The following is a 20,996-nucleotide window of genomic DNA, read 5'->3' on the forward strand; positions in this document are numbered from 1 at the left end:
CCTCACAACTGAATATGCCTGTATAGGCGCGATTGGCGCAGCGGTAGCGCGCTTCCCTGACACGGAAGAGGTCACTGGTTCGATCCCAGTATCGCGCACAAGAACAACCCCGGTCAGCCGGGGTTTTTTTGTGCCCAGATGCGGGCCGTGCAACATGCGGGTTCGACGCTGGAAACGCAGAGATGCGGGACGCGGCACTGCGACCCGCCTCTCCATAGCTCGCATCAGCTATCGAAAGTGGAACTCGATGACCCCCAGGCCATCAGGATCACCATAGGGCGTCGCGATGCCGCGAGGCCACGAAAAAGGCGGGACGTTGCATCTGACGTCCCGCCTTGCGCAGCTCATCGTCGCGAGACGACTCTGCGATGTGATGGTCCCCAGACCGTTCACCTTCTCACCGTAGCTACCTCAGATCGTCCCGCACCGCAGATGATGCGGCGTGCCGCTGTCACACTCGGGGTGCTTTCTTGGCGCCGTCTTGGAGCGATGCCGACATCATCGGAGAGTGCCTGACCTGCGCGACCTGCCCGATCAGCTTCCCCCGCCGGCTGCACAGTCGCGCGTACCCGAGCCGACCCTGATCTTCTGGGTCACGAAGGCCACGTCGACCGCTCTGGGTGAAGCCGTCTCCGACTACTCCATTCGCATCATGGCTCCCGAGCTCGCGGTTCTTCTCGGCTTCGCCTTCTTCGTCGGCGCCGTCGGCTTCCAGCTCACGCGCCGGCGATACGGCCCAACCGCGTACTGGACGGCCGTCGCCGCCGTCGGTGTGTTCGGCACCATGGCCGCGGATGTGATGCATGTCGCCCTGGGCGTGCCGTACATCCTCACCGCGGCGATCGGCGCGGCCGGCCTGGCGGTCGTCTTCGCGGCGTGGCGCCGCACGGAGGGGACCGTGTCCGTGCACGCGATCACGACCACACGGCGCGAGCTCTTCTACTGGGCCGCCGTCGTCGGAACCTTCGCGCTCGGCACCGCCGTCGGAGACCTGACGGCGGTGGGCCTCGGCATCGGGTACGTCGGTTCGATCGCCCTGTTCACGCTCGCGATCGCCGCGATCGCCGCGGGCTTTCGGTGGGCGCGCTGGCCCGCGGTGCCGGCGTTCTGGGCCGCGTACGTCCTGACACGACCGTGGGGTGCCTCCGTCGCCGACGCACTCGCGAAGCCGGCCGCCGACGGCGGCGCGGGTCTGGGCTCCGGCGGGGTTGCGCTTGCTCTGGCCCTTCTGATGGTCGTTCTCGTGGCGATGATGGGGCGGCGTGCGGCGACCCTCGCACCCGCCGCAGCCTGAGCGTTAGGCTCGCCGCATGGCCCACCTCGTGCTCACCGTCGTCGGCGACGATCGTGCCGGACTCGTCAGCGCTCTCGCCCGCGCCATCGCCGACCATGGCGGCAACTGGGAGCAGAGCGAGCTCGCCGAACTCGCTGGCGCCTTCGCCGGCATCGTGCTCGTCGCGGTGCCCGACGACCAGCAGCAGGCCCTCACCGCCGCCCTCGGTAGCCTTGACGGGCTGTTGCGCGTCACGACGCACGACGCGCCGGCCGCGGCATCCGTCGATGCGCCTCACACCGTCTCGTTCACCGTCCTGGGCAACGACCGCCCGGGCATCGTCCGGGACGTGACCGCCGCCATCGCCGCCCACACGCTCAGCATCGACACCTTCCGCAGCCGCACCCTCGAGGCCCCCATGGCCGGCGGCACGCTGTTCGAGGCGACCGTCACCGTCAGCCTGCCGGCGGCGGCGGATGCCGAGACGCTCACCGCCGCACTCGAAGCCCTCGCCGGCGAGATCCAGGTCGATCTCACCGTCGCCTGAGTCGAACGGGCGTCTGCGTGAGCAGTCGTCAGTGCAACGCCAGCGGGAGGACGGCGAGCGCCACCGTGAGCGGGGCGACGACCAGACCCAGGAGGATGTAGCGCTTCCAGGGCACATCGACCCCGACGGCGTGCAGACGCTCGTGCCAGAGCAAGGTCGCAAGCGACGCCCACGGCGTGATCAGCGGACCAGCGTTGACGCCGATGAGCAGAGCGGCGAGCCGCATGGGGGAGCCGGCGGCGGATTCGAGAGCAAGGTAGGCCGGCAGGTTGTTCACCACGTTCGCGCCCAGCATGCCGACCCCGGCGACCTGCCAGAGCGAGACGAGGTCTTCTCCCGAACCGGTCGCCGCGGCGAGGAGGGCGCCCGACCCGAGAGCCTCGGCCGCACCGACCGCGAGGAACAGGCCGGACGCGAAAACGACGAGCTGCCACGGCACGAGTGCCCAGCGCAGGGCCGTCGGCGAGCGCCATGCGAAGACGATCGTGAGCACGACGGCGGCACCCAATGCCGGCATCCACGGTGCGATGCCGATGACCAGCAGCGGCATCATGACGACGAGGACGACGGCGGAGATCCGCAGAAGCACGGGGTCGGACACCCGCGGGGGACGGGCGGGGGTGAAGCGACCCCGCAGGCCACGTCGGTTCGTGAGCCACAGCAGGATCACCGTGACGACCGTCGCGATGATCGCCGACGGTCCCAGAAGGCCCAGGAAGCCGAGCGCGTCGAGATCGCCGAGCCGATGCGCGGCGAGCAGGTTGGTGAGGTTGGACACCGGCAGGAACAGCGACGCGGTATTGGCCAGCCACACGGTCGCGAATGCGAAGGGCATCGGCGAGAGCCCATTGGCGCGGGCGACCGCGACGACCACCGGCGTCAAGAGCACAGCCGTGGTGTCCAACGACAGGAACGCCGTCACGACGGCGGCGAACGCCACCACCATGAGCCACAGCACGATCACCCGTCCGCGCGAGAGGCGCGCCAGGCGCGCTGCGGCGGCGTCGAACACACCGGCGCGCGCCGCGAGCTCCGCGACGATCGTCACGGCGACGACGAACAGAAGGATCGGCCACACGCGGTCGCCGATCTCCAGCGCCGCGTCCACCGGCAGAACTCCGAACACGACGGCTGCGCCGCCCAGGAGCAGCAGCACCGCTCCGATCACGGCAAGCAACACGGCATCCATCATGGACCCTCATCGACCAGTCCCGGGCGGCGATAGACTGCACACATGGAACTGAGCCGGATCACCGCCTTCGCGACCGGCGCGCGCACGCCCGGCGTACGAACGATCTGGGCCTGAGCGGGCGGGGCGCACGGCGCCCGAAGCTGAGCATCCCATCCGATCCCTCTTCTGGAGACCTTCCCTTGACCGATGTCTCACCCGCGGCGGACGTGACCTATCCCGCCGACGGCTCCGCCCTGTTTTCCGACCGTTCCGTCGTCGCTCTGCGCGTCAACGGCGACCTGAAGGACCTCTCCACCGTCGTCACGGCCGATGACGCGGTCGAGCCCGTGCTGGTCGACAGCGCCGACGGTCTGTCGATCCTGCGCCACTCCACCGCGCACGTCATGGCCCAGGCCGTGCAGCGCATCAAGCCGCAGTCGAACCTCGGCATCGGCCCCCCGATCACCGACGGCTTCTACTTCGACTTCGGCAACGTCGACCCGTTCACGCCCGAAGACCTCAAGGCCATCAAGAAGGAGATGGAGCGCATCGTCCGCGAGAATCAGCGCTTCGTCCGCCGCGTGGTCGACGAGACCGAGGCGCGAGAGCTCATGGCCGGCGAGCCGTTCAAGCTCGAGCTCATCTCGCTCGCCGGCGGCCCGGGCTCGGGCGCCAACGCCGCCGAGGGCGCGTCCGCCGAGATCGGCGCGGGCGAGCTCACGGTCTACGAGAACGTGAACCGCGAGGGCGAGGTGGTCTGGCGCGACCTCTGCCGCGGGCCCCACGTTCCCGGCACCCGCTACGTCGCGAACGGATGGGACCTCACCCGAGTGGCCGGCGCCTACTGGCGCGGCAGCGAGAAGAACCCGCAGCTGCAGCGCATCTACGGCACCGCCTGGCCCACCAAGGACGAGCTGCGCGCCTACCAGCAGCGCCTCGAAGAGGCCGCCAAGCGCGATCACCGCAAGCTGGGCAAGGAACTCGACCTCTTCTCGTTTCCCGACGAGATCGGCCCCGGACTCAGCGTGTTCCACCCCAAGGGCGGCATCATCCGCTACGAGATCGAGCGTTACATGCGCGAGCGTCTACTCGCCAGCGGCTACGAGGTCGTGAACACGCCGCACATCACCAAGGGCGACCTGTTCATGACGAGCGGCCACCTGCAGTGGTACGCAGACGGCATGTACCCGCCGATGGTGCTCGACGAGGTCGTGGATGCCGACGGTCACGTCAGCCGCGAGGGCCAGGAGTACTACCTGAAGCCCATGAACTGCCCGTTCCACAACCTGATCTTCCGCTCGCGCGGCCGCTCGTACCGCGAGCTGCCGCTGCGCCTGAGCGAGTTCGGATCCGTCTACCGCTACGAGAAGAGCGGCACCCTCTCCGGCCTCACGCGCGTGCGCGGGATGACCCAGGACGACACCCACATCTACGTCACGGCCGACCAGGTCAAGGGTGAGCTCACCCACAGCCTCGACTTCGTGCTGCAGACGCTGCGCGACTACGGCCTCAACGACTTCTACCTCGAGCTCTCGACGAAGGAAGACGGCAACCCGAAGTTCATCGGGGCCGACGAGCTCTGGACCGAGGCGACCGAGACGCTGCGCGAGGTGGCCGAGGCATCCGGGCTCGAGCTCGTGCCCGACCCGGGCGGCGCCGCCTTCTACGGACCGAAGATCTCCGTGCAGGCGCGCGACGCGATCGGCCGCACCTGGCAGATGTCGACCATCCAGCTCGACTTCAACCAGCCCGAGCGTTTCGAGCTCGAGTACACCGGCCCCGACGGCGAGAAGCACCGCCCCGTGATGATCCACCGTGCTCTGTTCGGCTCGGTGGAGCGCTTCTTCGCGATCCTGCTCGAGCACTACGCCGGCGCGTTCCCGGTGTGGCTGGCTCCCGTGCAGGTGGTCGGCATCCCCGTCGCGGACGACTTCGCCCCCTACCTCGACGAGATCGTCGCGCGCCTGCGGGCCGCGGGCGTGCGGGCCGAGGTGGACCACTCCGACGATCGGATGCCGAAGAAGATCCGCACCCACACCACGCAGAAGGTGCCGCTGCAGCTCATCGCGGGGGAGCAGGACCGCTCCGGTGGCACCGTCTCGTTCCGTTTCCGCGACGGGTCGCAGACCAACGGCATTCCGGTGGATGAGGCGATCGATAAGATCGTCGCCGCGATCTCGGGCAAGCTGCTCGTCAACACTGCGGAGGACCTGGCGTGAGCGCGGGGGACGCCGACGGTGATGCCCGCCTCGAGGAGGCGAGCGCTTTCGCCGGCGTCCCCGACGGCTTCCAGCGGCTCTGGACGCCGCATCGCATGGCGTACATCAACACGGGTGCCGACGCCCTGCGCGGCTCGGGCTGCCCGTTCTGCGCCGCGCCGCAGAAGTCGGATGCCGACGGCCTCATCGTCCACCGCGGCATCACCTCGTACGTCCTGCTCAACCTGTTCCCGTACAACTCGGGTCACATGCTGGTGTGCCCGTACCGCCACATCGCGACGTACGACCAGGCGACCCCGGAAGAGGTCGCCGAGATCGGCGAGCTGACCCAGGTCGGCATGCGGGTGCTGCGCTCGGTCTCGCGGTGCGACGGCTTCAACATCGGGATGAACCAGGGTGCGGTCGCGGGGGCGGGGGTCGACGAGCACCTGCACCAGCACATCGTTCCGCGGTGGAGCTCGGATGCGAACTTCTTCCCGATCATCGCCCGCACCAAGGCGCTGCCTCAGCTTCTCGGCGAGGTTCGCGAGGCCGTCGCGGCGGCCTGGCCGGCGTGAGGGCGGGCGGTCCCGACGACGGCGCGGAGCCGTTCGCGGTCGACGCCAGCAGATTGAGCGCGCTCCCGGCATCCACTGCCGAGTTGTGCGGCGACATCACCGCCTTCGACGCCCGCCGAGCCGCGGCAGAGACGAGCGAGCGTCAGGACCCGCTGTACTGGGTGGATCTCGAGGTGGCCCGAGGGTGGGTGCTCATCGGCGACAACGGGCAGGGCGATGAGTGGTGGCTCGGGCCGCACAGCGACGTGTGGTTCTTCGATCACACCGACGGCGAGCGTGCCGTGTCGCGCTTCACGCCGATGCACCTCTCGATCACGGCGTGGCTGATGGTGGGGCACGTGCTGCACGCGCTCGAGCAGATCGACGAGGCGGCCGCTCGTGACCACGACCGCATCCGTGCCGCGCTCGACGCGATCTCGCCCGAGCTCGGTGTGCGCTGGCCGTACGAGCTGTTCTGACCGGGCGCGGCGTTTCGACTCGCTGCGCTCGCTCAACGACCGGGGTGCAGACACCCACCGGTCGTTGAGCGAGGCGCGCAGCGCCGCGTCGAAACGCCGAACCTCAGCGCACCCGCGTGACGGGGAACTGCAGCCGCGGGTGGGCGTAGAACTCCTGCGCCTCGACAAGCTGCAGCTCGCGCTGCCCGGAATCGAACGTCGTCTGCAGCAGGTCATACACACTCGACACGGTCTTCGCCAGCGCATCGGCGGCGTCGCCGCTCGCACGATAGTGGGCCGTGAACAACGCCGCCGTGACGTCACCCGACCCGTTCGCCTTCATGGGGATGCGCGGCGTCTGCACGATCCACGCGCCGTCATCGGTCACGGCAAGCATCTCGATCGTGCCTTCGGGGGCATCCGGACGCTCGACCGACGTGACGAGCACGGTGCGCGGGCCCATCGCGCGCGCGGCATCCGCCGACGCGAGCGTCGAGGTGAGGTCCGTCGGCTCGGTTTCCGTGAGGAAGCCGAGCTCGAACTGGTTGGGCGTGATGATGTCGGCCGCCGGCACGACGCGATCGCGGAGCAGCACGGGGATCGCCGGAGCGACGAAGCACCCGCTCTTGGCGTTGCCCATCACGGGATCGCAGGAGTACACCGCCGCAGGATTGGCCGCTTTCACGCGCGCCACCGCGTCGAGGATGACGTCCGCGATGCCCTCACCGCCCTGATAGCCGCTGAGCACGACGTCGATCTCCCCGAACACGCCCCGCTCCTCGATGCCCGTGATGACGTCGCGGACGTCGTCGGGGGAGATGAGCGGACCGCGCCAGGCGCCGTAGCCGGTGTGGTTGGAGAAGTTTACGGTGTACACCGGGAGCACCTCGACGCCGATGCGCTGCAGCGGGAACACGGCGGCCGAGTTGCCGACGTGTCCGTACGCGACGGCGGACTGGATGGAGAGGATCTTCATCGGGCGATCATCCTGCTTTCGAGGTCGCGGCTGCGGCGGGGATCGCCGCGGCCAGGTCGGCGGCCAGACGTGCGAGATCGGCGTCCGAGAGGTCGTGGACGGTGATGCGCAGATGGCGGGCGGCGCGCGCGCCTTGGAGCACGAACTCGTCGCCCGGACGCACGAGCCATCCGCGACGCATGAGCTGCTCGGATGCCGCGCGCGCCGGCACCGGCAACGGCACCCAGAGGCTCAGACCGTCGCCCGCGACAACCGGGACGCCCGCCGCGGTGAACGCCGCGGCGGCCGCGCAGTTGCGCGCGGCGTAGTGGGCGGATGCTGCGGCCACCGCCGCGACCGCGTCCGGATCGGTGAGTTGTTCGAGCGCCACGCGCTGGAGGAGGTGGCTGACCCACGTCGCGCCCGGGTTGAGGCGCTCAGCGAGCCGCTCGGCCGTGTCGGGATCTGAGGCGACCACGGCGAGGCACATGTCGGGCCCCAGGAACTTCGAGACGGAGCGGATGAGTGCCCAGCGCCGATGCGACGCGGAGATCACCGAGTGAAAGGGCTGCGCCGACAGCATCGAGAAATGGTCGTCTTCGATGACGAGGACATACGGGTGGTCGGCCAGCAGTGTGCGCAGCGCCGCAGCGCGCTCGGCACTGAGGCTCGCCCCCGTGGGGTTCTGAGCGCGAGGAGTGAGCAGCACGGCGCGCACCCCGGCATCCAACGCGGCCTGGAGCCCGGCGACGGTCATGCCCTCATCGTCGACGGGGACGGCGATGGGGCGGTAACCGCCGAGGCGAACCGTGTTCAGGCTCGCGAGGAAGCACGGGTCCTCGAGAGCCACGGCATCGTCGCGCGTCAGCGTCTGGGCGAGCAGACGTTCGATCGCGTCGGAGGCGCCGCCCGTGATCGTGAGACGCAGCGCGCGGTCGTCTCCGACGGCGGCCCGCATCCACTCTTCGGACCACGCTGCCAGGTCGCGGTCGATGACGGGTTCGCCGTACAGCACCGGCCGACCCGCGATGCGACTGAGGGCTGGATGCAGATCGGGGATGAGTGCCGGGTCGGGGTTGCCCGCCGCGAGGTCGCGCAGCACCGTGCCGCGTGCGAAGCCTTCTTGCGCCACGGGGGTGCGTTCGGCGACGCGCGTGCCGGCGCGGCCGCGGGCCTCGACGAGCCCGGCCTGCGTCAGCAGACGATACGCGGACACGACGGTGTTGCGATTGACCCCCAGCTCGTCGGCGAGGGTTCGCACCGGAGGCAGTGCCGAGCCGGGCGCCAGCTCGCCGCGCTCGATCCTCTGTCGCACGCTGTCGGCGATATCGGTCGCGGTGGCCCCGGCGATGCGCAGCACGGAGGAGGCATCGGGGACGGCGTTCACGGTGATCAGTGTATGTGACAGGACATGCTACGTTTTGGCCTAGGCCAATAGCTACGGCATCCCGCTCCGCCGCCCCGAGCGACGTCCACACCCGAAGGAGAAACCCGTGTCCACTCCCGTCACCGGCTCGTCCCGCGTCAAGCGCGGACTCGCCGAAATGCTCAAGGGCGGCGTCATCATGGACGTCGTCACCCCCGATCAGGCGAAGATCGCCGAGGACGCCGGCGCCGTCGCCGTCATGGCCCTCGAGCGCGTGCCCGCCGACATCCGCGCCCAGGGCGGCGTGTCACGGATGAGCGATCCCGACATGATCGACGGCATCATCGAGGCCGTATCGATCCCCGTCATGGCGAAGGCGCGCATCGGCCACTTCGTCGAGGCTCAGGTGCTCCAGGAGCTCGGCGTGGACTACATCGACGAGTCCGAGGTGCTCTCACCGGCCGACTACGTGAACCACATCGACAAGTGGAACTTCACCGTTCCGTTCGTCTGCGGCGCCACCAACCTCGGCGAGGCGCTGCGACGTATCACCGAGGGGGCGGCGATGATCCGCTCCAAGGGGGAGGCGGGCACCGGCGACGTGTCGGAGGCCATGAAGCACATCCGCAAGATCCGCGGCGAGATCGCCGCGCTCGGGGCGCTGTCCCGCGACGAGCTGTACGTCGCGGCCAAGGAGCTGCAGGCACCGTACGAGCTCGTCGCCGAGATCGCCGAGACCGGCACGCTCCCGGTCGTGCTGTTCGTCGCCGGCGGGGTCGCCACACCCGCCGATGCCGCGATGATGATGCAGCTCGGCGCCGACGGCGTCTTCGTCGGCTCAGGGATCTTCAAGAGCGGCGACCCGGCCGCCCGTGCCGCCGCGATCGTGAAGGCGACCACGTTCTTCGACGACCCGAAGGTCATCGCGGATGTCTCGCGCGGCCTCGGCGAGGCCATGGTCGGCATCAACGTCGCCGACCTGCCGGCCCCGCACCGGCTCGCCGAGCGCGGATGGTGACGACGGGGATGCCTCGGGTCGGCGTCCTCGCCCTCCAGGGGGATGTCCGCGAACACGTCCGGGCCCTGGAGACGCTGGGCGCGGAGGTCGTCGCGGTGCGCCGCCCCGAGGAGCTCGCAACCGTCTCGGGGCTCGTGATCCCGGGCGGCGAGTCCAGCGTGATCGACAAGCTGGCGCGGACGTTCGGTATGCAGCAGCCGATCCGTGAGGCCCTCGCAGGCGGGATGCCGGCGTACGGCACGTGCGCCGGGCTCATCCTCCTGGCGGACCGCATCGCCGACGGCATCCGCGGACAGGAAACCTTCGGAGGGATCGACATCACCGTGCAGCGCAACGCCTTCGGCTCGCAGATCGACTCCTTCGAGACGGAGCTCACGGTCGCGGGTTTCGATGAGCCGGTGTCCGCCACCTTCATCCGCGCGCCGCGGGTGGTGGAGACCGGACCGGCCGTCGAAGTGCTGGCCTCCCTTCCAGACGGAGCGATCGTCGCCGTCCGGCAGGGAGCGCTGTTCGGCACCGCGTTCCACCCCGAGGTGTCGGGGGAGACGCGGTTCCACGAGCTGTTCCTCGATCTCGTCGCCGCACGCGCGAGCTGAGCGGATGCCGCGACCCGCATCTGCGGATGCGGAGGATCGCGCCATGACACGACGTGCATCGCGGATGATCGGCAGCGCCGCGGCCGGTGCGATCGCGGTCATCGTCCTCACGCGGTTCGCGGCCCACGAGAACGCGGCGGACGCGGCCGCACGCGACGCGGTCGCGGACCTCATCGGCGAGATCTCGCATCGGCAGGCGCCCGACATCGACGGATGGGCGCGGCTGGCTGCGCAAGCCACGGGTGACCGGAGCGCGATCACGCTCATCGGCATCACCCCGCAGACCGCGCAGAACCCGATCGACCCGCTGGGCACGCTGTCCTTCCGCGTTGAGATGACCGCGCGCCGCACCGGCATGTGGTCCGCCGAGACCGTGTCGAGCACGTCGTGCTACGCCGTCGACTTCACGAGATACGGCCCGGTCGCGAACGATCGGCCGTGGAGCGATCCCCGCACGGTCCGAGCGATCGACTGCCCGGACGGGGCGAGGTCGGTGACGCCGCCGCCCGACACCTCTCCGGTCTTCGTGGTCCCGAGGGGGCAGCCGACGCGATCCTCGCCGTGGTCGCCGACGCCTCCGCGACGGTCTCGACGAGCGAGCTGGAGAGCGCGATCCTGGCCCGACTCACTGCGCCCACCGGCCCCTACGAGCAGCTCGCCCCCCTCGAGGTCGTGCGGACCGCCGACGGCGCGATCGGCGCCTCGATGGGCACCGAGCGCAGGTGCGTGCTCGTGCGCCGCGTGGACGGCACCGAGCGGGTGTATGCGCCGCGCGTGTACCTGCAGCCAGGCGAGCTCGGCTGCCGCGGAACGACCGCACGCAGCGATCTGCGCCCGCCGCACTGATCCTCGACTCGCGCGCGGTGTCGGCGCGGCGGGCTAACGTGGCTGCATGACGACCTGGGTGGCGTTGCTTCGCGGCGTGAACGTCAACGGCATCACGATCCGCAGCGCGGAGCTGGCGGCGTTGCTGCGCGGGCTCGGATTCGAAGAGGTGAAGACGGTGCTCGCCAGCGGCAACGCCCGTTTCACGGTCGATGTCGACGTCGCCCGGCGCGCTGAGCTGAAGACTCGCATCGAGGCGGCCCTGCGTCACCGCTTCGACTACGACGCGTGGATCGTCCTCGTGACGCTCGACGAGCTCGCCGCGGCCGTCACCGCCTACCCCTTCGATGCGGCAGAGCCGAGCCGGCAACCGTACGTCGTCTTCTGCACCGACGTGGCCGTGCGCGATGCGCTGGTGGATGCCGCGGCATCCCTCGACCCGGCGGAGGACCCCACGCACCCCGGAATCGGGGTGGTGTACTGGAGCCCCGAGGTCGGCCGGACGATCGACACCCCGTTCGGAAAGCTCCTCGGGCGCGCGGCGTACAAGCCGACGACGACCACGCGCAATCTGCGCACACTCGTCAAGATCCTCGGCTGAAAAGCAACGGTGTCGCCTGAGTAAACTGGAGACCATGTCCGGACACTCCAAATGGGCCACGACCAAGCACAAGAAGGCGGTCATCGACTCCCGCCGCGCGAAGTCGTGGGCGAAGCTCATCAAGAACATCGAAGTCGCCGCGAAGCTCGGCGGCCCGGACCTGCAGGGGAACCCGACCCTGTTCGACGCGGTCCTCAAGGCCAAGAAGACCTCGGTGCCCAAGGACAACATCGACCGCGCCATCAAGCGCGGCGCCGGCATCGGCGGCGAGTCGGTCGAGTACTCGTCGATCATGTACGAGGGCTACGGACCGAACGGCGTGGCCCTCATGATCGAGTGTCTGACCGATAACAAGAACCGCGCCGCCGCCGAGGTGCGCACCGCCCTCAGCCGCAACGGCGGAACGCTCGCCGACCCCGGCTCGGTCGCCTACAACTTCTCCCGCAAGGGCGTCATCGTCGTGTCCGAAGAGAACACCAGCGAAGAGGACGTCATGCTGGCCGCCCTCGAGGCCGGCGCCGAGGAGATCGAGCCGCACGCGCAGGGCTTCGAGGTCACCACCGAGGCATCCGATCTCGTTGCGGTCCGCTCGGCACTGACCGATGCGGGCATCGAGTACGAATCCGCCGACGTCGAGTTCGTGCCGAACCTCAAGGTCGAGATCGACGCCGAGACGGCACGCAAGATCTTCCGCCTGATCGACGCGCTCGAAGACAGCGACGACGTGCAGAACGTCTTCAGCAACTTCGACCTCACCGCCGAGGTTCAGGCCGAGCTCGAGAACGACGAGTAAGCCGCGTTTCGACTCGCTCCGCTCGCTCAACGACCGGGGGCGCACGCGTTTCGACTCGCTCCGCTCGCTCAACGACCGGGGGCACCGGTCGTTGAGCGAGGGGCGCAGCCGCGAGTCGAAACGCCCCCATCCGCGTCGAGCGCTTAGCGTGGGGGAGTGGCATCCGCTGTGCGCATCCTCGGCATCGACCCCGGCCTGACCCGGTGCGGTGTCGGTGTCGTCGACGTGCGCGCCGACCGGTCAGCGACACTCGTCCACGTGGGCGTGGTCCGCTCCGGCGCCGATCTTCCCGTCGCGGAACGCCTCGCCCTCATCGCCCGGGGCCTGCGTGAAGTGTTCGCGACACACCGCCCGGACGTGGTCGCCGTCGAGCGGGTGTTCGCCCAGCAGAACCGCAGCACGGTGATGGGCACCGCGCAGGCCAGCGGCATCGCACTGCTCCTCGCCGCCGAACACGGCCTGCCCGCCGCCACGCACACTCCCTCCGAGGTCAAGGCGGCGATCACCGGCTACGGCTCCGCCGACAAGCTCCAGGTGCAGACGATGGTCGCCCGGGTTTTGCGCCTGAACGCCCTGCCGCAGCCTGCCGACGCCGCGGACGCCCTCGCCATCGCCCTGTGCCACGGGTGGCGGAGAGGTGCCCCGTCGGGCAGCGCCGCCACCGGGGCGCTCACGCCGGCGCAACGGGCGTGGGCGGATGCCGAGAAGAGAGCGACGCGACGCTGACAACTGCGCACCCCGCACGCGTGTCGATCGAACAAAACTGCGAACGATTGTCTAGGCTGGTGCCATGATCTCCTCGCTGCGCGGCCATGTGCTGCATCTGGACGCCGAGTCGGCGATCGTCGAGGTCGGTGGCGTGGGCTTCAGCGTGGCAGTGCCCGCCTCCGTGGCCCGCTCGCTCCACGTGGGCGACGAGACGACACTGCACACCGCGCTCATCGTGCGGGAGGACGCACTGTCGCTGTTCGGCTTCGCCGAGCGCGACGAGCTCACCGTGTTCCATCACCTGCTCAGCGTGTCGGGGGTCGGTCCCAAGTCCGCCCTCGGCGTGCTGTCGTCGCTGAGCGTCGATCAGATCGCGCACGCCGTCGCCGACGAGGATGACGCCCCGTTCCGGCGCGTTTCCGGGATCGGGCCCAAGACGGCCAAGCTCATCGTGGTGCAGCTCGCCGGCAAACTTCACGTGACCTCCGCAACAAGCCGGCCGACTGCCGGCTCCGCCGCCGGCGATATCGCCGGCCAGGTCGTCGCAGCACTCACAGCCCTCGGGTGGAACGAGCGCACGAGCGTCGAGGCGGTGACGCTGGTGCTGGATGCCGCGACCGATGCCGACAGGCGGTCAGTGCCGGTGCTGCTCAAGCTCGCCCTCGCCCAGCTGGGTCCCGCCCGTCAGGAGCGCGCCGGTGTCTGATTCCCAGGATCCCGCCGTGGCGGAAGACGAGACCGAGCTCGCCGTCGAGGGTGCGCTGCGACCGGCATCCCTCGCCGAGTTCGTCGGCCAGCAGAAGGTGCGCGGACAGCTCCAGCTGCTGCTCGATGCGGCGCGCATCCAACAGCGACCGCCGGACCACATCCTGCTGTCCGGTCCGCCGGGGCTCGGAAAGACCACGCTCGCCATGATCGTGGCGCACGAGAGCCAGCGGCCTCTGCGTCTGTCCAGCGGACCGGCCATCCAGCACGCCGGCGATCTCGCCGCGCTGCTGTCGAGCCTGGTGCCCGGCGAGGTGCTCTTCATCGACGAGATCCACCGGATGGCGCGCTCCGCCGAAGAGATGCTCTATCTGGCGATGGAGGACTTCCGCATCGACATCATGGTCGGCAAGGGAGCGGGGGCGACCAGCATCCCGCTCGACCTGGCGCCGTTCACCCTCGTCGGTGCGACCACCCGGTCGGGCCTGCTGCCCAACCCGCTCCGCGACCGGTTCGGGTTCACCGCGCACCTGGAGTATTACGAACCCGGCGAGCTCGAACAGGTCATCTCCCGTTCGGCAGCGGTCCTCGGCGTCGATCTGCCCCGCACCGCCCGCGCCGAGATCGCCCGACGTTCTCGCGGCACACCCCGCATCGCCAACCGTCTCCTGCGGCGGGTACGCGACTACGTCATCGTGCACGGAAAGAGCGCGTCGTCGGCGACCGATGCGCACGTCGCGGCCGCCTTGGAGCTCTATGACGTCGACGCGATCGGTCTCGATCGCCTCGACCGTGCGGTGCTGGATGCCGTGGTCCGTCGGTTCCGCGGGGGACCGGTCGGCCTCAGCACGCTCGCGGTGACCGTCGGCGAGGAGGCGGAGACGATCGAATCGGTCGTCGAGCCGTACCTGGTGCGGATCGGATTCCTCGGGCGCACGCCGCGGGGACGGGTTGCCACGCCGGAGGCCTACGCGCATCTGCGCGTGCCTCGTCCGGACGGGGCGCTCAGATTCGATGACCTATAATCACTGAAGGCTTCCTGCCGCCCTCTTCAGCGTCGATCCGGCGCGCTCCCGAAAGGTGTATCCGCATGGATTGGATTCTGCTCGTCGCGATGGTGGCGCTGCTCGGCTTCATGTTCTGGAGCTCTCGCAAGCGCACCGCCAAGATGAAGGCGGAGCAGGAGGCCAAGGCACGGGCGATGCTCCCCGGCGTCAAGGTGCTGCTGCAGGGGGGCCTGTACGGCGTGCTCGTCTCGTACGACGGCGAGGACCTGTCCAAGGCGGCAACCGTCGAGCTCGCGCCCGGCGTCGCGGTCGAGGTCCACAGCCAGGCGATCCTGCGCGTCGTGGACGACGAGGACGTCACCGAGGACGAGTTCATCGAAGCCGAGGCCGACCAGGCCGAGTACGAGGGCGATGTCGCCAACGGCGTCATCTCGTCGGTGAGCGACGACCGTGCCGCAGAAGCCGCCGAGAAGGTCGCCGACAAGCCGGCCGATTCCGGCGACGCGAAGCCGCACGCCTGATCTCGCCGCACGTTCCCGAAGAAAGCTGACCCTCCGTGGCCACACCCACCCCGGTGCGCCGTGCCTGGCGCGCACTGACCGGACTTCTCGTCATCACGGCACTGCTGTTCGGAGTGAACGCCCTCGGCGTCTACGTCTTCGGCAAGAGCTCGTGGGCGCCTGAGCTCGCGCTCGATCTGCAGGGCGGCACGCAGATCATCCTCGAGGCGAAGACTCCCAACGGTGCCGCGCCGACGACCGACCAGATGAACCAGGCCGCAGCCATCATCCGCCAGCGCGTCGACGCGTCCGGCGTGGGCGAGGCCGACATCACCACCCAGGCCGGCAACCAGATCGTCGTGCAGATCCCGGGACAGGCCGACGAGGAGACGCGCAAGCGCATCGAGTCCTCCGCACAGATGCAGCTGCGGGCAGTGCTGGCCACGACCGCCGCGAGCACGTCGTTCGTCGGACAGGACGGCAACTCCACGCCGTACCCGACGCCCGACCCGTCGCTGCCCTCCACACCCACGGCATCGCCCACCAACGGCAGCGACCTCAGCTGGATCACCCCCGCACTCCAGGCGAAGTTCCTCGCCTACGACTGCGCGAACAAGGACAATGACCCGGCAAACAGCCCGGCAGACCAGCCGCTGATCGCGTGCGACCCGACCGGCACGGCGAAGTATCTTCTCGGTCCCGTCGAACTCGACGGCTCGTCCATCAGCGACGCCACGAGCGGCATGAACACCCAGAACGGACAGTGGGTCGTCAACATCGTCTTCGACGATCAGGGCACCAAGACCTTCGGTGAGGTCAGCCAGCGCCTGTACGCGTTCACCCAGGCGGGCAAGAGCCCGCAGAACCAGTTCGCCTTCGTTCTGGACGGAGCGGTCATCTCCGCACCGTCCATGAACGGCGTGATCCTCGACGGCAAGCCGCAGATCAGCGGCTCCTTCAACCAGGAGAGCGCCAAGACGCTCGCCGACCAGCTGAAGTACGGCGCGCTGCCGCTCAGCTTCGGCATCGTGAGCGACAATGCCATCTCGGCCACTCTGGGCTCGCAGCAGCTGCAGATCGGCCTCATCGCGGGCCTCATCGGTCTCGCGCTCGTTGCCCTGTACTCGCTCGTCGTGTATCGCGCGCTCGGCTTCGTCATCATCGCCTCCCTCGGCGTGATGGGGGTGCTCACCTACATCACCCTCTGCATCCTGGCCTGGCGCATGGGATTCCGCCTGTCGCTGGCCGGCGTCGCGGGTCTGATCGTCACGATCGGGTTCACCGCGGATTCGTTCATCGTGTACTTCGAACGCATCCGCGACGAGCTGCGTGACGGCAAGTCGATCACCGGCGCGGTCGAGGACGGCTGGGGTCGCGCGAAGCGCACCATCTACATCTCGAAGTCGATCAACATCCTCGCCGCCGTGGTGCTGTACATCCTCGCCGACGCCACCGTCAAGGGCTTCGCGTTCACGCTGGGCCTGACGACGTTGATCGACATCCTGATCTTCATCCTGTTCACCCACCCGGTCCTGCAGCTGCTGGCTCGAACGCGCTTCTTCGGCGGGGGCCACCCGCTGTCGGGGCTCGATCCCGATGCCCTCGGCGCCGTCTATCGCGGGCGCGCGCAGTTCCGGGCTCCGGTGCTGGACGGCGCGAAGGGCTCGGCTGCGCGACGCGCGGGCCGCTCGCGCGGTGAGGCGGAACGCCGTCAGACCATCGCCGAGCGCAAGCAGGCCGAGCTCGCGGCGAAGAACGCCGGCAAACCGACTTCGACGACGGAGGGAGACGACTGATGCGCTCCATGAACGAGTTCGGCAACGACCTCTACACCGGCAAGACCTCTTTCCCCTTCGTCGGACGTCGCCGCCTGTGGTTCATCATCGCCGCAGCCCTCGTCATCGCCGCAGCGCTCGTACCGCTGATTCGTCCCATCCAGTTCTCGATCGAGTTCACCGGCGGATCGCAGTTCACCGTCAACCAGGTCGCGAACCCCGATCAGACCGCCGCGACCGCAGCGGTGCAGTCTGTGGTTCCCGGAGCGACGACGAAGGTCACGACCATCGGATCGGACGCGCTGCGCATCCAGACCGACCAGATGACCAACACCGACACGCAGGCCGTCACCACGGCCCTGGCACAGAAGTTCGGGGTGCAGGAGTCCGACGTCAGCTCGTCCTTCATCGGCCCGAGCTGGGGTCAGGACGTCACGCGTCAGTCGCTGTGGGGTCTCGCGATCTTCCTCGCCCTCACCTTCGTGATCCTCGCGATCTACTTCCGCACCTGGAAGATGTCGGTCGCCGCGATCATCGGCCTGGTCGATGTGCTCGTCATCACCGTGGGTGTCTACGCCCTCTTCGGGTTCGAAATCTCGCCGGCGGCCGTCATCGGCTTCCTCACGATCCTGTCGTACTCGCTGTACGACACGACGGTCGTCTTCGACAAGATCCGTGAGAACACACGCGATGACGGTGAGAAGTCAGGACGCACCTTCGGCGAGTCCGTCAACCTCGCCGTCAACCAGACGCTGATCCGATCGATCAACACGACGGTGGTCGCCGCACTGCCGACGGGTGCGATCCTGTTCATCGGAGCGCTGTGGCTCGGCGCGCAGACGCTGACCGACATCTCCTTGTCGATCTTCGTCGGAACGATCGTCGCCGCATACTCGACGCTGTTCGTCGCTGCCCCGCTGTATTCGCTGTTGCGCGAGAACGAGTCGGACCTCAGGTCGCGCGACGCGCGCGTTCTCGCTGCTCGCGAGCGCGCCCGCGTCGACGCGTGAGCAGGACACGGTCCGCCCGGGCGTAGGATAAACGGATCAGTCAAGGCGGAGGTGAGCGGATGGCCGAGACGGTTCCCACGTCTGCCAGTGCCGGAAACGTCGCGCCCCCGCCCAGCTCTCTGCGTCGCCTCGTCCCGAGGATCTTCTCCCGCGCGCCCTCGCGCAACGGCGTCGAGCAGCTGATCCGCACGGTGCGCACGCACCACCCCAAGGGCGACGTCGCGATCATCGAGCGCGCCTATCAGGTGGCGGCGCGGGCGCACGCCAGCCAGAAGCGGCAGAGCGGCGAGCCCTACATCACGCACCCGCTCGCTGTCGCACAGATCCTCGCCGATCTCGGTCTCGGCCCGCGCGCGATCGCCGCCGCCCTCCTGCATGACACCGTCGAAGACACCGACTACCGTCTCGACGAGCTGACGGCGGAGTTCGGCGACGAGGTCGCCATGCTCGTCGACGGCGTGACCAAGCTCGACAAAGTCAAGTACGGGGATGCCGCGCAGGCGGAGACCGTCCGCAAGATGATCGTTGCGATGTCCAAGGACATCCGGGTGCTGATCATCAAGCTGGCCGATCGCCTGCACAACGCGCGAACCTGGGGGTTCGTGCCTCCGGAGAAGGCCGCGAAGAAGGCGACCGAGACGCTCGAGATCTACGCGCCGCTGGCCCACCGACTCGGCATCCAGGCCGTCAAGAACGAGCTGGAGGACCTGTCTTTCGCGGTGCTGCACCCGAAGCTGTACGCCGAGATCGACAGCCTCGTGAAGCAGCGCACGCCACAGCGTGAAGAGTACGTCCACAACGTGATCGACGCCGTCGAGGCGGACCTCCGCGACCTCCGCATCCGCGGCCGCGTCATGGGGCGCCCGAAGCAGCTCTACTCCGTGTACCAGAAGATGGTCGTGCGCGGCCGCGAGTTCGACGACATCTACGACCTCATCGGCATCCGGGTGCTGGTCGGGACCGTGCGCGACTGCTACGCCGTGCTGGGCTCGATCCATGCGCGCTGGACCCCGATTCCGGGTCGCTTCAAGGACTACATCGCCACACCCAAGTTCAACCTCTACCAGTCGCTGCACACGACGGTGATCGGCCCCGGCGGTCGCACCGTCGAGATCCAGATCCGCACCAACGAGATGCACCAGCAGGCGGAGTACGGTGTCGCCGCGCACTGGAAGTACAAGGAGCGGATGGCGGGCGGAAAGTCCGATACGAAGGCCGTCGACACCGATATGGCCTGGATCGCGCACATCTCCGACTGGCAGGCCGAGACGGCCGATCCGGGGGAGTTCCTCGACTCGCTGCGCTTCGAGATCGGCGCGAAAGAGGTGTACGTCTTCACGCCGAAGGGCCGGGTCATCGGGCTTCCCGCCGGCGGCACGCCCGTGGACTTCGCGTATGCGGTACACACCGAGGTCGGTCACCGCACCATGGGCGCGAAGGTCAACGGCCGACTCGTTCCGCTGGAGTCCGAGCTGCACTCCGGCGACGTCGTCGAGGTCTTCACCTCCAAGAACCCGGATGCCGGCCCGAGCCAGGACTGGCTGAGCTTCGTCAAGAGCACGCGGGCGCGCAACAAGATCCGCGGATGGTTCACCAAGGAGCGCCGCGAAGAGGCGGTGGAGCAGGGCAAGGACGCCATCGCGCGGGCCATGCGCCGCCAGAACCTGCCGCTGCAGCGCCTGATGAACCAGGACTCGTTCACCGAGGTCGCCCACCAACTGCGCTATGAGGACGTCACCGCCCTGTACGCCGCCGTCGGCGAGGGCCACGTGTCGACGCAGTCGGTGATCGAGAAGGTCACGGCGCTCGTCAGTTCGGAGGAGGACACCTCCACCGGCCCGATCGAGATTCCGCACATCGGCCGCTCGAAAGCACCCCGCGGCGGCGACTCGGGTGTCCTGGTGCGCGGCGCGCCGGACATCCTCGTCAAGCTCGCCAAGTGCTGCACGCCGGTACCGGGCGACGACATCGTCGGCTTCGTCACGCGTGGCAGCGGAGTATCCGTGCACCGGGCGGACTGCACGAACGTGCGATCCCTTCAGGACGATCCCGATCGCATGATCGACGTGGCATGGGCGCCGACGACCAAGAGTGTGTTCCTGGTCCACATCCAGGTCGAGGCGCTGGATCGCTCGGGACTGCTCAGCGACATCACCCGCGTGCTGAGCGAGCACCACGTGAACATCCTCTCGGCCTCGGTGCAGACGACCAACGACCGCCTCGCGCTCAGCCGCTACGTGTTCGAGATGGGCGACATCGTGCATCTGGACCGGGTGCTCAACGCCGTCCGCCGTATCGACGCCGTGTACGACGTCTACCGGGTGACCTCTTCCTGAGCGCACGTGCGCAGCACGGCGATGGCCGCGCGCTTGTGGTGCAGCGGTGGGCCGTCGGCCAGGACCTGCGCGGCCGTCGAGGCAAGACCCGGAGACCAGCGGAGAACAGCGGCGATCTCCGCCGCCGTGTCGACGCCGCCGCACTGATCCCGCACGAGATCAGCGAGCGTCCGGGCCGGTGTGGTCACGGCGACACCCGAGATCGCCATCACGTCCTCGCCGCGCAGCGTAACGTCGCGATAGACCAGTCGGTTGTCGACCACGGAGTGGATCCGCCGCGCTGAGAACCGCTGGACGTCATGGCGCACCGGCGGCTCCGCCAGCGCACCGTGCACCCAGGCCGCCGATCGCCGCGTCAGCGCGAGCGCTGCCGACATCAGCGGACGCAGGGATCCCGCGCGCAGTTCCCGTGTCTCCACGGCATCCGTCGGCATGTAGGCCTCGCCGACCTCGACGAGGTCGCCGTCCAGTCGAGCCGCGCTCAGCTCAGCGGTCGACAGCCGATCTCCGGCGAAGTAGAGGAAGGGCCAGCCCATGAGGGCAGTCTCCCCGTCGCGCGCGGTGCGCGGACGGGGAGACGGCGATCTGTGGACAGAT

General features: G+C 68.9%; 21 protein-coding genes and 1 tRNA gene. 18 read left to right on the forward strand and 4 right to left on the reverse strand.

The features are described 5' to 3' along the window. Positions 1-26 precede the first annotated feature (26 nt). From ABS64_RS12335 to ABS64_RS12345, 3 genes are all read left to right on the forward strand, one after another. Positions 27-98 (forward strand) — tRNA-Val (locus ABS64_RS12335). A gap of 410 nt (positions 99-508) precedes the next feature. Next, positions 509-1,294: a hypothetical protein gene (locus tag ABS64_RS12340; RefSeq protein ID WP_292683869.1), complete on the forward strand. Its 786-nt coding sequence runs from the start codon at positions 509-511 to the stop codon at positions 1,292-1,294. Between the two features lie 16 nt (positions 1,295-1,310). Further along, positions 1,311-1,820, forward strand: coding sequence for an ACT domain-containing protein (locus tag ABS64_RS12345; protein ID WP_292683871.1), 510 nt, complete (start codon positions 1,311-1,313; stop codon positions 1,818-1,820). Between the two features lie 28 nt (positions 1,821-1,848). Here the strand turns inward: ABS64_RS12345 and ABS64_RS12350 are convergent, their stop codons facing one another. Next, positions 1,849-3,009, reverse strand: a complete 1,161-nt coding sequence (locus tag ABS64_RS12350) for an SLC13 family permease (protein ID WP_292683897.1) — start codon at positions 3,007-3,009, stop codon at positions 1,849-1,851. A 182-nt stretch (positions 3,010-3,191) separates the two neighbouring features. Between ABS64_RS12350 and thrS the strand changes: the two genes are divergently transcribed. From thrS to ABS64_RS12365, 3 genes are read left to right on the forward strand one after another with little or no spacing between them, the layout of a single operon-like run. Further along, positions 3,192-5,210, forward strand: a complete 2,019-nt coding sequence (gene thrS / locus ABS64_RS12355; protein WP_288120516.1) for a threonine--tRNA ligase — start codon at positions 3,192-3,194, stop codon at positions 5,208-5,210. Further along, the gene (locus ABS64_RS12360) at positions 5,207-5,767 is read left to right on the forward strand and encodes an HIT domain-containing protein (RefSeq protein WP_036315769.1); all 561 of its coding nucleotides are present in this window, start codon (positions 5,207-5,209) and stop codon (positions 5,765-5,767) included. The genes thrS and ABS64_RS12360 overlap by 4 nt, the downstream gene beginning before the upstream one ends. Further along, positions 5,764-6,225, forward strand: a complete 462-nt coding sequence (locus ABS64_RS12365; protein ID WP_292683875.1) for an SMI1/KNR4 family protein — start codon at positions 5,764-5,766, stop codon at positions 6,223-6,225. The genes ABS64_RS12360 and ABS64_RS12365 overlap by 4 nt, the downstream gene beginning before the upstream one ends. 103 nt (positions 6,226-6,328) lie before the next feature. Here ABS64_RS12365 and pdxY read toward each other — a convergent pair whose 3' ends face one another. Further along, positions 6,329-7,180 (reverse strand): pyridoxal kinase PdxY, encoded by an 852-nt coding sequence (gene pdxY, locus ABS64_RS12370; RefSeq protein WP_204947036.1) that lies wholly within the window; start codon positions 7,178-7,180, stop codon positions 6,329-6,331. 7 nt (positions 7,181-7,187) lie between these two features. Then, entirely contained in the window at positions 7,188-8,546 is a 1,359-nt protein-coding gene (locus tag ABS64_RS12375; protein WP_292683878.1) for an aminotransferase class I/II-fold pyridoxal phosphate-dependent enzyme, read from the reverse strand. 106 nt (positions 8,547-8,652) lie between these two features. Here ABS64_RS12375 and pdxS point away from each other — a divergent pair, with 106 nt between their 5' ends. The 12 genes from pdxS to ABS64_RS12435 all read left to right on the forward strand — a co-directional run bounded on the left by pdxS (position 8,653) and on the right by ABS64_RS12435 (position 20,399). Next, positions 8,653-9,543: a pyridoxal 5'-phosphate synthase lyase subunit PdxS gene (gene pdxS / locus ABS64_RS12380; protein WP_005049522.1), complete on the forward strand. Its 891-nt coding sequence runs from the start codon at positions 8,653-8,655 to the stop codon at positions 9,541-9,543. Further along, entirely contained in the window at positions 9,537-10,139 is a 603-nt protein-coding gene (pdxT, locus tag ABS64_RS12385) for a pyridoxal 5'-phosphate synthase glutaminase subunit PdxT (RefSeq protein WP_016465237.1), read from the forward strand. The genes pdxS and pdxT overlap by 7 nt, the downstream gene beginning before the upstream one ends. A 438-nt stretch (positions 10,140-10,577) precedes the next feature. Next, positions 10,578-10,985, forward strand: coding sequence for a hypothetical protein (locus ABS64_RS12390; protein WP_231477268.1), 408 nt, complete (start codon positions 10,578-10,580; stop codon positions 10,983-10,985). Positions 10,986-11,031: 46 nt separating this feature from the next. After that, complete coding sequence (locus tag ABS64_RS12395) at positions 11,032-11,565, forward strand: DUF1697 domain-containing protein (protein WP_292683882.1); 534 nt, start codon at positions 11,032-11,034, stop codon at positions 11,563-11,565. Between the two features lie 34 nt (positions 11,566-11,599). Further along, positions 11,600-12,358, forward strand: a complete 759-nt coding sequence (locus ABS64_RS12400) for a YebC/PmpR family DNA-binding transcriptional regulator (protein ID WP_288119515.1) — start codon at positions 11,600-11,602, stop codon at positions 12,356-12,358. 156 nt (positions 12,359-12,514) lie between these two features. Next, the gene (gene ruvC / locus ABS64_RS12405; RefSeq protein WP_288119514.1) at positions 12,515-13,084 is read left to right on the forward strand and encodes a crossover junction endodeoxyribonuclease RuvC; all 570 of its coding nucleotides are present in this window, start codon (positions 12,515-12,517) and stop codon (positions 13,082-13,084) included. A gap of 64 nt (positions 13,085-13,148) precedes the next feature. Next, positions 13,149-13,772, forward strand: coding sequence for a Holliday junction branch migration protein RuvA (ruvA, locus tag ABS64_RS12410; RefSeq protein ID WP_292683886.1), 624 nt, complete (start codon positions 13,149-13,151; stop codon positions 13,770-13,772). Beyond that, complete coding sequence (gene ruvB / locus ABS64_RS12415; RefSeq protein ID WP_005049529.1) at positions 13,765-14,796, forward strand: Holliday junction branch migration DNA helicase RuvB; 1,032 nt, start codon at positions 13,765-13,767, stop codon at positions 14,794-14,796. The genes ruvA and ruvB overlap by 8 nt, the downstream gene beginning before the upstream one ends. Positions 14,797-14,861: 65 nt before the next feature. Beyond that, a complete protein-coding gene (locus ABS64_RS12420; RefSeq protein ID WP_292683889.1) occupies positions 14,862-15,299 on the forward strand; it encodes a preprotein translocase subunit YajC in 438 nt (145 codons plus the stop codon). A 35-nt stretch (positions 15,300-15,334) separates the two neighbouring features. Next, positions 15,335-17,074 carry a protein translocase subunit SecD gene (gene secD / locus ABS64_RS12425; RefSeq protein WP_036290686.1) on the forward strand — a complete coding sequence of 580 codons (1,740 nt, stop codon included), beginning with the start codon at positions 15,335-15,337 and terminating at the stop codon, positions 17,072-17,074. Further along, the gene (gene secF, locus ABS64_RS12430) at positions 17,074-18,063 is read left to right on the forward strand and encodes a protein translocase subunit SecF (RefSeq protein ID WP_016465244.1); all 990 of its coding nucleotides are present in this window, start codon (positions 17,074-17,076) and stop codon (positions 18,061-18,063) included. Before secD ends, secF begins: the two co-directional genes overlap by 1 nt. A gap of 59 nt (positions 18,064-18,122) precedes the next feature. Then, positions 18,123-20,399: a bifunctional (p)ppGpp synthetase/guanosine-3',5'-bis(diphosphate) 3'-pyrophosphohydrolase gene (locus tag ABS64_RS12435; protein WP_036290688.1), complete on the forward strand. Its 2,277-nt coding sequence runs from the start codon at positions 18,123-18,125 to the stop codon at positions 20,397-20,399. Here ABS64_RS12435 and ABS64_RS12440 read toward each other — a convergent pair. Next, positions 20,378-20,935, reverse strand: coding sequence for an SAM-dependent methyltransferase (locus ABS64_RS12440; RefSeq protein ID WP_036290702.1), 558 nt, complete (start codon positions 20,933-20,935; stop codon positions 20,378-20,380). The two genes, ABS64_RS12435 and ABS64_RS12440, sit on opposite strands and share 22 nt — an antisense overlap. Positions 20,936-20,996: the final 61 nt, after the last annotated feature.

It is taken from the genome of Microbacterium sp. SCN 69-37 (assembly GCF_001724435.1).
GTDB classification, from domain to species: Bacteria; Actinomycetota; Actinomycetes; order Actinomycetales; family Microbacteriaceae; genus Microbacterium; species Microbacterium laevaniformans.